General features: G+C 66.9%; 13 protein-coding genes and 1 tRNA gene. 8 read left to right on the forward strand and 6 right to left on the reverse strand.

Features of this window, described 5'->3' with window-relative positions; genetic code table 11:
- Positions 1-73: 73 nt before the first annotated feature.
- Together N911_RS0113345 and N911_RS0113350 are read left to right on the forward strand one after the other, a co-directional pair.
- Entirely contained in the window at positions 74-766 is a 693-nt protein-coding gene (locus N911_RS0113345; RefSeq protein ID WP_237559979.1) for a superoxide dismutase, read from the forward strand.
- A gap of 193 nt (positions 767-959) precedes the next feature.
- Positions 960-1,934, forward strand: a complete 975-nt coding sequence (locus tag N911_RS0113350; RefSeq protein ID WP_051694422.1) for an HD-GYP domain-containing protein — start codon at positions 960-962, stop codon at positions 1,932-1,934.
- Positions 1,935-1,940: 6 nt separating this feature from the next.
- Here N911_RS0113350 and N911_RS0113355 read toward each other — a convergent pair whose 3' ends face one another.
- The 3 genes from N911_RS0113355 to N911_RS0113365 form a co-directional block, all read right to left on the reverse strand.
- The gene (locus N911_RS0113355; protein ID WP_029897990.1) at positions 1,941-2,894 is read right to left on the reverse strand and encodes a cyclic nucleotide-binding domain-containing protein; all 954 of its coding nucleotides are present in this window, start codon (positions 2,892-2,894) and stop codon (positions 1,941-1,943) included.
- Positions 2,891-3,244 (reverse strand): hypothetical protein, encoded by a 354-nt coding sequence (locus tag N911_RS0113360; RefSeq protein WP_029897991.1) that lies wholly within the window; start codon positions 3,242-3,244, stop codon positions 2,891-2,893. The genes N911_RS0113355 and N911_RS0113360 overlap by 4 nt, the downstream gene beginning before the upstream one ends.
- Before the next feature lie 61 nt (positions 3,245-3,305).
- Positions 3,306-3,806, reverse strand: coding sequence for a DUF2867 domain-containing protein (locus N911_RS0113365; protein ID WP_029897993.1), 501 nt, complete (start codon positions 3,804-3,806; stop codon positions 3,306-3,308).
- 36 nt (positions 3,807-3,842) lie between these two features.
- Between N911_RS0113365 and N911_RS17695 the strand changes: the two genes are divergently transcribed.
- Positions 3,843-4,430, forward strand: a complete 588-nt coding sequence (locus N911_RS17695) for a FliG C-terminal domain-containing protein (RefSeq protein ID WP_051694423.1) — start codon at positions 3,843-3,845, stop codon at positions 4,428-4,430.
- Here the strand turns inward: N911_RS17695 and N911_RS0113375 are convergent.
- Positions 4,329-5,099: a hypothetical protein gene (locus tag N911_RS0113375; protein ID WP_029897997.1), complete on the reverse strand. Its 771-nt coding sequence runs from the start codon at positions 5,097-5,099 to the stop codon at positions 4,329-4,331. The two genes, N911_RS17695 and N911_RS0113375, sit on opposite strands and share 102 nt — an antisense overlap.
- A gap of 235 nt (positions 5,100-5,334) precedes the next feature.
- Between N911_RS0113375 and N911_RS0113380 the strand changes: the two genes are divergently transcribed.
- From N911_RS0113380 to N911_RS17080, 3 genes are all read left to right on the forward strand, one after another.
- Positions 5,335-5,428 (forward strand) — tRNA-Sec (locus N911_RS0113380).
- Between the two features lie 61 nt (positions 5,429-5,489).
- Complete coding sequence (locus N911_RS0113385) at positions 5,490-5,918, forward strand: iron-sulfur cluster assembly scaffold protein (protein WP_029897999.1); 429 nt, start codon at positions 5,490-5,492, stop codon at positions 5,916-5,918.
- A gap of 8 nt (positions 5,919-5,926) precedes the next feature.
- The gene (locus tag N911_RS17080; RefSeq protein WP_051694425.1) at positions 5,927-7,849 is read left to right on the forward strand and encodes a PAS domain S-box protein; all 1,923 of its coding nucleotides are present in this window, start codon (positions 5,927-5,929) and stop codon (positions 7,847-7,849) included.
- Between the two features lie 79 nt (positions 7,850-7,928).
- On the opposite strand, the gene N911_RS0113395 is transcribed toward N911_RS17080, so the two are convergent.
- Positions 7,929-8,261 carry a P-II family nitrogen regulator gene (locus tag N911_RS0113395; protein ID WP_029898002.1) on the reverse strand — a complete coding sequence of 111 codons (333 nt, stop codon included), beginning with the start codon at positions 8,259-8,261 and terminating at the stop codon, positions 7,929-7,931.
- Positions 8,262-8,287: 26 nt separating this feature from the next.
- Positions 8,288-9,673, reverse strand: a complete 1,386-nt coding sequence (locus N911_RS0113400) for an ammonium transporter (protein WP_029898004.1) — start codon at positions 9,671-9,673, stop codon at positions 8,288-8,290.
- Positions 9,674-10,247: 574 nt separating this feature from the next.
- Between N911_RS0113400 and N911_RS0113410 the strand changes: the two genes are divergently transcribed.
- Both N911_RS0113410 and N911_RS0113415 read left to right on the forward strand, forming a co-directional pair.
- Positions 10,248-11,069, forward strand: a complete 822-nt coding sequence (locus N911_RS0113410; RefSeq protein ID WP_138774430.1) for a 2-amino-3,7-dideoxy-D-threo-hept-6-ulosonate synthase — start codon at positions 10,248-10,250, stop codon at positions 11,067-11,069.
- 2 nt (positions 11,070-11,071) lie between these two features.
- Positions 11,072-12,058: a 3-dehydroquinate synthase II domain-containing protein gene (locus tag N911_RS0113415; RefSeq protein ID WP_029898010.1), complete on the forward strand. Its 987-nt coding sequence runs from the start codon at positions 11,072-11,074 to the stop codon at positions 12,056-12,058.

The raw sequence follows: 12,058 nt of genomic DNA on the forward strand, positions 1-12,058 counted from the left end.
CGCTCTGGCCCAAAACGGGTGCAATGTGCTAACCTAATCGAGAAAACGACTTTCCGCCCCAAGGAGGAAGACCATGACTGATCGCAGAACCGTTTTGAAAATGGGTGCCGTGGCCTCGGCCGCGCTGCTCTCCGGCGGGCTGGGCCTGGCCGGAACGGCGTGGTCCATGGAAGGGCCCGTCCGCCAGCCCCCGCTGCCGTACCCCATGGACGCGCTGGAGCCGGTGATATCCGAGCGCACTCTCTCCTTCCACTACGGCAAGCACCACGCCGGATACGTTGCCAAGACCAACAAGCTGCTGGAGGAGAACAATATCCCCTTCAACGGCCTGGAGGAACTGGTCATCTTCGCCTACAACCACCCGGGCATGGACGACCTGTTCGACAACGCCTCCCAGGTCTGGAACCATACCTTCTACTGGAATTCCATGAAGCCCGGCGGCTCCCCAGTGCGTGGCCGCCTGAAAGCCCTGGCCGAGGAATCCTTCGGCTCGGTGGGGGGCATGAAGGACGCCCTTAAGCGGGCCGCGTCCACGCGCTTCGGCTCCGGCTACGCTTGGCTCATCTACCAGGACGGCCGCATCAAGGCCATGAACTCCATGAACGCCCTCTCCCCACTGGTGGTTTCCGGCGCCATACCCCTGCTGACCGTGGACGTCTGGGAGCACGCCTACTACCTGGACTACCAGAACCGCAGGGGCGAATACATGGACATGCTTCTGGACAACGCCATCGACTGGGACTTCGCCGACGCCAACCTGCCCTGAACGGTGAGATGATCGCTTTCCTTCCGCCCGCCCCCGCCGTCCCCGACCAGCGGTATGCAGGTCCGGGGCGGCGGGGGCATTCCTTGTATCAATTCGAAATGAATAGTGATTTCTCAAGGGTGTGCGAACACGTGAAATTATGGCATTTCCATATCGGATCGGAGACGGTTTCCTTACGCGGCAGGGGGCGCGCATGGCTGGAACGCTCGGTTCGGAATACCTGGAGATCTCGCCCAATCTGTTGACCTGCCTGCCCCGGGCCAGGCCGCCGGTGAACCTCTACCGCTACGACGAAGGGGTGGACCGGGTTGTGCTTTACCGGGAGCGCGACCGAGTCCTCTCTTCCCGGGTCAAGGCCGAGATGGAGAGCATCTGCCAAGAGGGCAGGCTCTTCCTGGCCCGCGGAGACTTCGCGGCCTTCTCCGAACTGCTCTCGCGCAACCTGGGCGCGGCCCTGTTCGAGGACACCCTGGGTGACGGCGAAAAGGCCGTGGTGGTCGGCGACGCCCTGGCCGCCCGGCTGGGCGACTTTCTCTCCCAGCCCCTGGCCTCCACTGTGGAGCCCCTGGCCCACGACCTGGCCCTGCTGGCCGACTGGCTGTGGGCCGACTCCAACCGCGTCTTTTCCCTCAAGCGGGGCATCCGGGTCCGCCGGGAACTCACCGACCACGGGGTCAACGTCTGCCTGCTGGGCACCGCCCTGTACGTGCTCTCCAGCCACGAGAAGGACATCCGGGAGCATCTCTCCCAGGCCGCCCTGGGGTTTCTGCTGCACGACGTGGGCATGACCAACGTGCCCGACCACATCCGGGGCAAGGAATCCACCCTGCTGCACAAGGAGCGCGTGCGGGTGGAGGAACACCCAGAGGTGGGGCTGAAGATTCTCCGCAGGGTGGGGGGCCTGTCCGAACGGAGCCTGCGAGCCGTGGCCGAGCACCACGAGCGGCTGGACGGCTCCGGCTACCCGCGCCGTCTCAAGGCTGGGGAGATAAGCCGGGAGGGCCGCGTCTGCGCCCTGGCCGACGCCTACGCCGCCATGACCAACGAACGCCTCTACGCCCGCACTCTTTCAGCGGAGGAGGGCGCCAGGACCATTGTCTCGGACAAGGGTTTCGACCCGCTTTTGGCCAAGATGCTGGCCTACTACGCGCTCAGGAACGAGGCCTGACGCGGCTCAGCCGCCCGCGGCCCGAACGGCCAGGGCGGCCAGAAAACCCAGCAGGGTGCAGATGCCGGTCAGCCCGCCGCCCTGCTGGTAGGCCTCCGGCAGCATGGTCTGGGCGATCATGGTCAGCATGGCCCCGGCGGCCATCCCTTCGAAGGCGGCGTACACGGTGTGGGACACTTCCTGCAAAAAGAGGTTCCCGGCCAGTGCGCCCAGGGCGGTGGTCAGGGTTAGCGAACTCCACATGGCCATGATGCGGAAGGCCGGCGCGTTGTGCTGCCGCATGGAGGCCGAGCTGGACAGGGCCTCCGGGAAATTGGCCAGAAAGACTCCGGCCAGCAGCGCCCAGGACAGGGAAGCGTGCAGCAGGGAGGCACCGATGACCGCCGACTCCGGGAGTCCGTCCAGGAAGATGCCCAGCCAGATGGCCAGGGCCGCCCCGCTCCCGGCCTTGCGCCTGGCCTCCTCGATGTCCACCTCGCGCAGGTGCACGGGCAGGTCGTCCACCTCCTCCAGGGCCTCTTCCAAATCCTCCTTGGCCCGCTGCGCCTGCCTGCGCAATTCGCACTGGCGCTCCCGCTTGCGGTTGAGGTCCACCAGGCATTGCTCAATGGACGGGTACCGCTCCACCAGGCGCAGGTAGTCCTCCCTCAGGACCTCCCAGGCCTTGATGGCGGTCAGGGTGCGCGCGGTGGATTGCCTGCGGCCGTCCTCGGACAGAAAGGAGCGGGTGCCGAAGGAGTCACCGTCCGAGAGCACCTGTCGTGGCTCTCCGGGCAGCAGCACCTCCACCTTGCCCGAGTCGATGAGGAAGATGGAGTCGGCCGTATCGCCGTAGGAGAATACCGTCTCTCCCTGGGGCAGCTTGCGCCGCACCATGTACTGCATCAGGTCCACCATCTCGGTGGTGGGCACCCGGCGCAGCACGTCCACTTCCGAAAGGTGGCGGATGCGCGACTTCATCCGTGAGCGCTCGGAGCGGACCATGTGGCGGATGAGGGTGGCCCGCTTGCGCCAGAAGCCGCCGTGCTTGTTGATGGCCCAATCCAGCAGAAGAAAGAGCAGCCCCCGGCCACGGCGCCGATGGCCAGGGGCGTGTAGCCGCCGCGCTCCAGGGCCGGAGCCACCAGTTCCAGGGCCAGGGCGGCCAGCAGGCTGCCCGCGCCGAAGGCCATGATGGCGGATATGGCCCGGGCCGAGGGGCGTTTCCACAGGATGCCCAGGGCCGCCCCCAGGGGCAGGGAGGCGGCGGAAAGGGCGCCGAACCAGAAGGCCTGGGCCGGCATGGTCTGGATCAACGGTTGCAGGTCCATGAGGGAACTCCAGCCCGCATGGTGCGGTATCCCGCCCGGCGAGGCAAGGGCGGAACGGGATTTATCTGGCGGCGCGGTGGGCCAGGGTGCGCATGACGAGGTGGTGGAAGGGGCGCACCAACCCGAAATACAGTTTGCCCCTGGGCGAGCGGTAGCGAACCGCAGTGACCAGGTGGTAGCGGTTGCCGCCGCCGGTGCCGTCGGCCCGCAGAACGGCCAGATCGGCCGACAGGTGGGCCGCCTGGTAGCCGCCCAGCCAGAAGCGGTTCTCCCGCGAGGCGCGCACGGTGAATGGACCGTAGCGGGCTCCGGCGGCGAAGGGCACGTTGTCCGGTGTCACTTTGGGGAATACCAGTTTGTCAGGCGGAACCCGCAGCAGCCGGGCCAGCGGCTGGCGCGCCTTGTACAGCCCCTCCATCCAGGTCGGCGTGGAGGAAAGCCCCGCCAGGAAGGCGCGCAGGTCCTTGCGGCTGTCCGCGGACAAGCCCTCCAGATGGTCGGCTCCATCCACCGCCTCCGCCAGTTCGGGCGCGGCCTTGACCGCGCGAATCGCTTCGTTCATGGCAGGGGTGTACCGCAGACCAGGAGTCCACGCCAGATGCCCGGCAAGCCCAAACCCCGCACCTACTGGATGCCCCGCGCCCACTACTCCGGCGGGACGGAGGCCGTGGCCGCCGTGGTCTCCCGCCTGCCGGGCGTGGAGCGGCGAGAGGCCCTTGACGCCCTGGCCCGCGAGGACCCGGACCTGGCCGGGGAGGTGCGGAGCCGCCTGTTCACTTTCGAGGACCTGGTGCGGCTGGCCCCGCGCGACCTGGCCGTGGTGGCGCGGGAGTCGGACCCCGGCGACCTGCCCCTGGCCCTGCGCGGGACGGACGGGGAGACGGCGCGGGCCCTGCTCTCCGGCTTGAGCCAGCGCGCCTTGTCCATGGTGCTGGAGGAAACCGAGGCCATGGGGCCCCAGCCCGCGGGGGAGGTGGAGGCCGCCCGCTCCCGCCTGGCGGAGCTGGCCCGCAGGCTGGGAGACGAGGGACGAATCAGCCTCGGCGGGGCGGACGGCGAGGAGTGGGTTGGGTGGTCCCGGGTCTCAGAGCTCGTACCCGGGCCGCTCGGGGGCTTCCTCCTCTTCGGACTCGGGAAAGGCCTGGCTGTCCCGGTCGTTCTCCGAGGCGGAGACGTCGTAAAGTAGGCGTTGCCCGTCAGTGCCCCGCAGATGCAGGCGGTAGCGGCCGTATTCCAGGGGAGGGGAGCCGTCCATGGGTATCCGCCGGACCTCGCGCCGCACGCCTTGGCCCAGGTCGCGTCGCAGTTCCTCGAGGACGACATTGCGGCCCTCGACTCCCATGAAGAGGACGGTCAGTTCCAGGTACTTGGAGACCTCGGGTTCGGCGGGGTCCAGAACGGCCCGCTGCTCCTCGCTCCACTCCGGCTGGCGCGGGACAGCGCCGGCGCCCCAGTCGAACCAGGGCCGCTGTGCCAGCCGCTCCTCCTTCTGATCGTAGAGCAGGCCCATGCGCCCCAGACCGTGCGGAGATTCCAGCAGGAGTTTGCCGTCCGCCCGGAAAAAGGCCACCCATCGGTCGTCCGGCGCGAGCGGGGAGGGCTGAAAGCTGTCGGGCGCGGGCGGATTCAGGCGGCGGGACGGGGTGTAGGCCGGGTAGGCGGTTACGCGTTGCACCAGCAGCACCGGCTGGCCGACCTCCGCCATGTGCACCCCGCTGCGCGGGGCGGGGCCGGCCCGCCGTTGGGAGGCGGGCTCCAGGGCGGTCGGCCTGGTGGAGCAGGCGGCCAGGACAAGCAGTACAGCGAGGGCCGAGGCCAGGAGAATGGCCGGGCGAAGTGCGTTGCGCCAGGGCATGACAGCTCCCCTCCCGCGGGGGTTGAAGAACGGGATACAAGCATACCTCCCCTGGCCGGGGAAATCACCCCCAGCTCGGAAAAAAGCCCCATTGAAGGAAAAATAACGCCGAGAGTGCCTCCAGACCACGGCCCGGAGCGCGGATGGTCTTGTCAGTCCCGGCCGGGGTGCGTATTCTACGCCCTCCGGTCGCCCGGAAGCCGCTCCATGCGGCGTGGCAAGGCTTCCGGAACAGGGCGGGCAATCCGGCTCGGTAGCCGGCGCGGTCTTCAAAACCGTTGAATCATTGAGAGATGATTAGCAGGTTCGACTCCTGTTGCCCGCCGCCATCTTTCCCATTTTTGGCGGATTTCATGCGTCCCTCCATCCACCCTTTTCCCGAGGTAGCACATGGCCTCTGATCTCGATTCCTTTGTCGAATCCATGCAGCAGCGCTGCAACGAGCTGGCCGAGGAAAAGTTCGGCCCGGTGGCCGGCGAGCGCTGGCGCAATCCCCGCCACGCGGAGCCGCTCCAGGGGCCGCCCGACGCCGTGGGCACTTCCCGGGGCGGCTGCGGGGACACCATCTCCATCTGCCTCGCCCTGGACGGGGACGGCCGCATCGCCCAGGCCGCCTTCGACACCAACGGCTGCGGTTCTTCGGCCGTGTGCGGCGACGCCGCCTGCGAGCTGGCCGTGGGCAAGACCCCGGCCGAGGCCGCCAAGGTGAGCGGCGCGGACATCCTGGAGCTTCTGGGCGGCCTGCCCGGGGACAAGGAGCACTGCGCCATGCTGGCGGCCAACGCCCTGCACGAGACCCTCAAGACCATCGGGGGTTGACGGGCGCGATGGAAGACGGCCAATGCCCTGACCGCGACCACGAACTGCGCCGTCTGCGCGCCAGGGTGGCCGAGCTGGAGGATCGCCTGGCCTGCGGCGAGAAGGACTGCTACGTTTCCGCCTGCCCCTATTCTCCCGAGGCGGAATGGCCGGGCATTCTCGGCTCCGGCCTCATCGGACTGTTCCAGACCACCCAGGAAGGCGACATCCTGCGCGCCTCGCCCGGTCTGGCCAAGATCCTTGGCTACGACTCCGCCAGGGAGTTCACGGACTCGGTGGGCAACATGTCCCTCGTCTACGCCGACCCATCGGACCGCGAGGCCCACATCCGCGATTCCCTGGACCACGAAGGGCCCATCTCCAGGGAATTGCGCTGGGTGCGCGCGGACGGCCGGATCATCTGGGTGCGCTCGGACAAGGTCTTGGTGCGCGACAACGAGGGCCGGGTGCTCTATCAGGAAGGGGTGGTCACGGACATTACCGACCGCCGCCGCGCCCAGGAGGCCGTGGCCGAGAGCGAGCGGCGCTACCGCCTGCTGGCCGACAACATGATCGACGTCATCTGGACGGCCGACAGCCACGGCAAACTGACCTACGCCTCTCCCTCCGCCCGCGACCTGTTCGGCTACGAGCCCGAGGAATTCCTGACCTCGCCCGTGGCCAGCCTGCTCTCGCCCATGGCCTACCGCATTCTGCGGGAGGCGGGCGACCGGGAGGAAAGCCAGCCCCGGCAGTTCGAGATGCAACTGCACGCCAGCGACGGCTCGCCGGTGTTCACGGCCACCTCCTACACGGTGATGTACGACGAGCTGGACCGGCCCATCGGGGTCATTGGCGTCTGCCGCGACATCAGCCGCCGCCACAAGGCGGAGGAGCGGCTGCGCGCCGCCCTGGCCGAGCACCAGGCCATTTTCGAGAACTCCCAGGTGGGCGTGGTCCTTTTGCGGGGCGACCGGGTCATCTCCCGGGTCAACTCCAGGCTGGCGGAGATTTTCGGCTACCGTCCAGAGGACCTGGTGGGGCGGAACGTGGAGATGCTGCATCTGGACCGCGAGCGCTACGAGGAGTTCGACCGCGATTTCTACCAGGGACTGTCCAGCGAGGACCGGCTGCACGTGGAATTTCCCATGCGGCGGGCGGACGGAACGGAAATGTGGTGCATGCTGTCCGGCAAGGCCATCCAGCCGCCCGACCTGGAAAAGGGAGTCATCTGGGTGGTGGACGATATCACCGAGCGCAAGGAGATGGAGCGGCTGCGCCAGGACGTTGAGCGCATCACCCGCCACGATCTCAAGGCCCCCCTGGGCGCGGTGATCAACTTCCCGGACATCATCCGCGAGGAGGGGCCCCTGACCGATGAGCAGCGGGAGGATCTCAACCACGTGCAGGAGGCGGGCTACCGCATGCTGCGGCTGGTCAACCTCTCCCTGGACCTCTTCAAGATGGAACGGGGCGCCTACGAACTGCAGGCCGGACCAATCAACCTCCTGGAGCTCATCGCCAAGGCGCGACGGGAATTGCGCACCCTGGCCAAGTCGCGCAGGCAAACGGTGAACCTGCGGGTGGACGGCCAACCCCCGGCCGAGGGCGACGTCTTTCTGGTGCGCGGCGAGGAACTGCTCTGCCATTCCATGCTGGACAACCTGCTGCGCAACGCCCTGGAGGCCTCGCCCGAGGGCGGCGCTGTGCGGCTGGAACTGGCCCGCGCCGGGCACACGGCCGTCATGCGCATGGTCAACCAGGGTGTCGTGCCCCGGGAAATCCGCGACCGTTTCTTCGAGAAGTACGCCACCCACGGCAAGCGGGGCGGCACCGGCCTGGGGAACTACTCGGCCCGGCTCATGGCCCGCACCATGGGCGGGGAGGTCTCCATGGAAACCAACGAGGAGGTCGGCTCCACCGCCATCACGGTCCGGCTGCCCCTGGCCTGAGCGACAAGCTTTGCAAAAATGAAAAAAGGCCGGGAAGCGACGCTTCCCGGCCTTTTTTTTTCGGTTCGTGGGAATCGGGCTACAGGATGCCCTCTTCCCCGGTGCGGATGCGCACGGCGCTGGCCACGTCCTGGACCATGATCACGCCGTCGCCCTCCTTGCCGGTGCGTGCGCCGGACTTGATGGCCTCCACCACCTCGTCCGCCTTGTCGTCGTGGATGCCCACCTCCATGCGGACCTTCTTCAGGAGGTTCACCTCCATGACCACGCCGCGGTAGGTCTCCGTGAAGCCCTTCTGCCTGCCCGAACCAAGGACGTTGGTCACGGACATGGAGTAGACTCCCTTGGCGTAGAGCGCCTGCTTCACCGGGTTGAGCATTTCCGGCCTGATGTACGCAATGACGAGTTTCATGATGACTCCCTTTGTCTTGTGGGCGGTTACTCGGTGCGGAAGATCTGGAACCCGGCGTAGGACTCGGAGCCATGCTCCACGATGTCCAGTCCGGCCATCTCTTCCTGTTCGGACACGCGCAGGCCGAAGATCGCCTTGATGATGGAGAAGGCGATGAAGCCGAGGCCGAAGGCCCACACGAAGACGGCGGCCACGCCCACGATCTGGGTGATGGTCTGGCCGATGCCGCCGCCGTATAAGAGCCCGCCCGCTCCGCCGTTGAGGCCGGGAACGGTGAACAGGCCGGTGGCGATGGTGCCCCAGGCGCCGCAGGTGCCGTGCACGGAGACCGCGCCGACCGGGTCGTCCACCTTGAGCACCTTGTCGATGAACTCGATGGACAGGACCACCAGCAGGCCGGCGATGAGGCCGATGACGATGGAGCCGAAGGGGGAGACGGTGTAACAACCCGCGGTGATGCCCACCAGTCCGGCAAGCGCGCCGTTCATGGTCATGGACATATCAGGCTTGCCGTAGCGAATCCAGGATGTGGCCATGGCTCCGATGACTCCGGCGCCGGCGGCCAGGGAGGTGTTCATGGCGATGAGGCCGATGGTGTTGTCCGCGGTGGTGGTGGAACCGGCGTTGAAGCCGAACCAGCCGAACCACAGGATGAACACGCCCAGCGCGCCCAGGGGGATGTTGTGGCCGGGGATGGCGTTGGCCTGGCCGTCGGGGCCGTACTTGCCGAGGCGCGGTCCCAGGACCATGGCGCCCGCCAGGGCCAGCCAGCCGCCGCAGGAGTGGACCACGGTGGAACCGGCGAAGTCCATGAAGCCCATGCTCTCCAGCCAGCCCGCGGATTCGGCGCCGTTGAGGCTGCCCCAGGCCCAGTGGCCGGAGATGGGATAGATGAGGCCGGTGACAACGATGGAGATGAGGATGTAGGAGCTGAACTTGGTGCGCTCGGCGATGCCGCCGGAGACGATGGTGGCGGCGGTGGCCGCGAACACGCTCTGGAAGAACCAGAAGGTGTAGTCGAACCCGGCCAGGGTGTCGTAATCCAGCCCCAGGTTGGAGAGGGCGAAGCCGGAGCCGCCGATGAAGCCGCCCCCGGCGTCGATGCCGAACATCAGGGCGAAGCCGAAGAGGAAGAAGGTGATCTGTCCCACCCCGAAGTCGAGGAAGTTCTTCATGATGATGTTGCCCGCGCTTTTGGCGCGGGTGAAGCCCGCCTCGACGCAGGCGAAGCCCGCCTGCATGAACATGACCAGGATGCCCGCGATGAGCGTCCAGAGGATGTTGGCGTTGCCCTGGGTGAGAAAGTCCTCGGCGTGCGCCTGTTCGGGAAGCATGGTGAAGACGCCCGCCAAAGCGGCGGCCGCCAGAAGCGGCCTTGCCGCGCCTTTGCCGATGATGCGTGAGAAGATCATTTCGAACCTCCAGTTGCTCGTTGGATCGGACCACAGCCTCAGCACTTTCCCTTGAGCAAGGAGCGGGCCAGACGCGTAAAAGGCCGGAATGAATGGATATGGACGAATGGAAATGAGAAACAGCATCACAAAAATGTGCATTTTGCACTTCTGTTAATGTGGCATGATTGGCAATTTTGCGTAATTGTATACTTGCAACCGCAGGAAGGCGGGTGCTTGCATGCTTCGGTCCAAAATTGTAATATCGACGTTCGGGGCCTCGGTCTCGCCGCCCGTGTGGGCGGTAACGAAAAAAACGCTTGACAGGCTCGGCGAGGCGGGGATACCCCTTTTCATCATGAGTTCCCAAAGCCGCGTTCCTTCCTTCCTTTCTTTCGCCACGTACCTGTTTTGGTACTGGTTTTTTTATTTTGGAAGCGCCCGCGGCACGGGGAACGGTAGCGTGTAGGCAGTAGCCTAACCACCAAAACCACCCAAGGGGCCGCGGGCGCAAGCCGGCGGCCCCTTTTTTTGGGCCCGACGGTTCGCGGCTTGCCTGGGCGGTCTCGGTGGGTGCTAAAAAGGAGCATCTGGCATGGACACGGGCAGCATCCACATCGGCAAGGCCATCCGCCTGGAACGAATCTTCAATCGAAAATCGGGCAGAGCCATCGTCGTGCCCATGGACCACGGCGTCACCGTCGGCCCCATCTACGGTCTGGTGGACCTTAGGGCGACGGTCAACGCGGTGGTCGAAGGCGGGGCCAACGCGGTGCTCATGCAAAAAGGCCTCGTCCGATGCGGGCACCGCGGCTCGGGAAAAGACATCGGACTCATCTGCCACCTCTCCGCCTCCACCTCCCTCTCCCCAAGACCCAACGAAAAACGCCTCGTCGGCACCGTGGAAGACGCCATCCAGCTCGGCGCCGACGCCATTAGCGTGCACGTCAACCTGGCCGACGAGGCCGAGGCCTCCATGCTGGAGGACCTGGGCCGGGTCACCTCCACCGCCTCTCGCTGGGGCATCCCGGTGCTGGCCATGATGTACGCCCGGGGCCCGCACATCGAAAATCCCTACGATCCGGAGATCGTGGCCCACTGCGCCCGCGCCGGGGTGGAGCTGGGCGCGGACGTCATCAAGGTGGTCTACACCGGCGACGTGGATTCCTTCGCCCGCGTCTGCGAGTCCTGCTGCGTGCCGGTGCTCATCGCGGGCGGCGACAAGCTGGACGACACACGCGACCTGGTGCAGATGGCCCACGACTCGGTGCTGGCCGGTGGCAAGGGGTTGTCCATCGGTCGCAACATTTTCCAGGCCGACGACCCCTCCCGGCTGGTGCGCGCCTTAAAGGGCGTGGTGCACGAAGATTGGGAAGTGGAACGGGCCATGGACTTTTTGGGCGCGGGGGAGAAGTAGCCGTGGCTTCCCTTCTTTTCATGAGCGACCCCTTCGACAAGGGCGACGTGACCCAGGCCCTGGAGGCCGGGGCGGAAGGACTGCTGGTCCCGGCAGTGGCCGTGGACGAGGCCGCCTCCCTGTCCCGCACCCCGGTGGAGTCCCTGGACGGCGTGGAGCGCGTGGCCCTTCAGTCCAAGGCGGACGAGGAGCGGGCCGCCGAGGCCCTGGCCGCGGGCGGAACCGTGCTGCTGGAGCGCGGCTGGGAGATCATCCCGGTGGAGAATCTGCTGGCCGTGGGCGAGGGGACGCTCTACGCCGCCTGCGAGTCCGCCGAGCGCGCCCGGCTGGCCGCCGAGGTGCTGGAGCGCGGCGTGGACGGGGTGGTCCTTGAGGGAAACGTCCTGGACGACCTCCGCGCAGTGCGCGAGATGCTGCACGCCGGAGCCTTGGGGGTGGAGCTTCTGCCCGCCCGGGTCACGGCCATCAAGCCCTCGGGCATGGGCCACCGCGTCTGCGTGGACACCCTCTCCCGCCTGGATCGCGGGGCGGGGCTGCTTACGGGCAATTCCTCGGGATTCACATTTTTGGTGCATGGCGAGACCGAGTCCAATCCCTACGTCGCCTCGCGTCCTTTCCGGGTCAACGCCGGGGCGGTGCACGCCTACGTCTCCCTGCCCGGCGACCGCACCAAGTACCTGGAAGAACTGGGCGCGGGCGACGAAGTGCTGGTGGTGGGCCACGACGGCGCCACCCGCCCGGCCGTGGTGGGCCGGAGCAAGGTGGAGCAGCGGCCCATGCTGCTCATCGAGGCCGAGGTGCTCTCCGACAGCGGCCGCGCGCAGGGGACGGTCTTTTTGCAGAACGCCGAAACCATCCGGCTGGTGCGGCCGGGCGGCGAGCCGGTGAGCGTGGTGTCGCTCAAGCCGGGCGACGAGGTGCTGGTGCGTGTGGATCAGGCTGGCAGGCATTTCGGCCGCCGGGTGGCCGAGGACATCGAGGAGAAATGA

It is taken from the genome of Desulfohalovibrio reitneri (assembly GCF_000711295.1).
Classification (GTDB): domain Bacteria; phylum Desulfobacterota; class Desulfovibrionia; order Desulfovibrionales; family Desulfovibrionaceae; genus Desulfohalovibrio; species Desulfohalovibrio reitneri.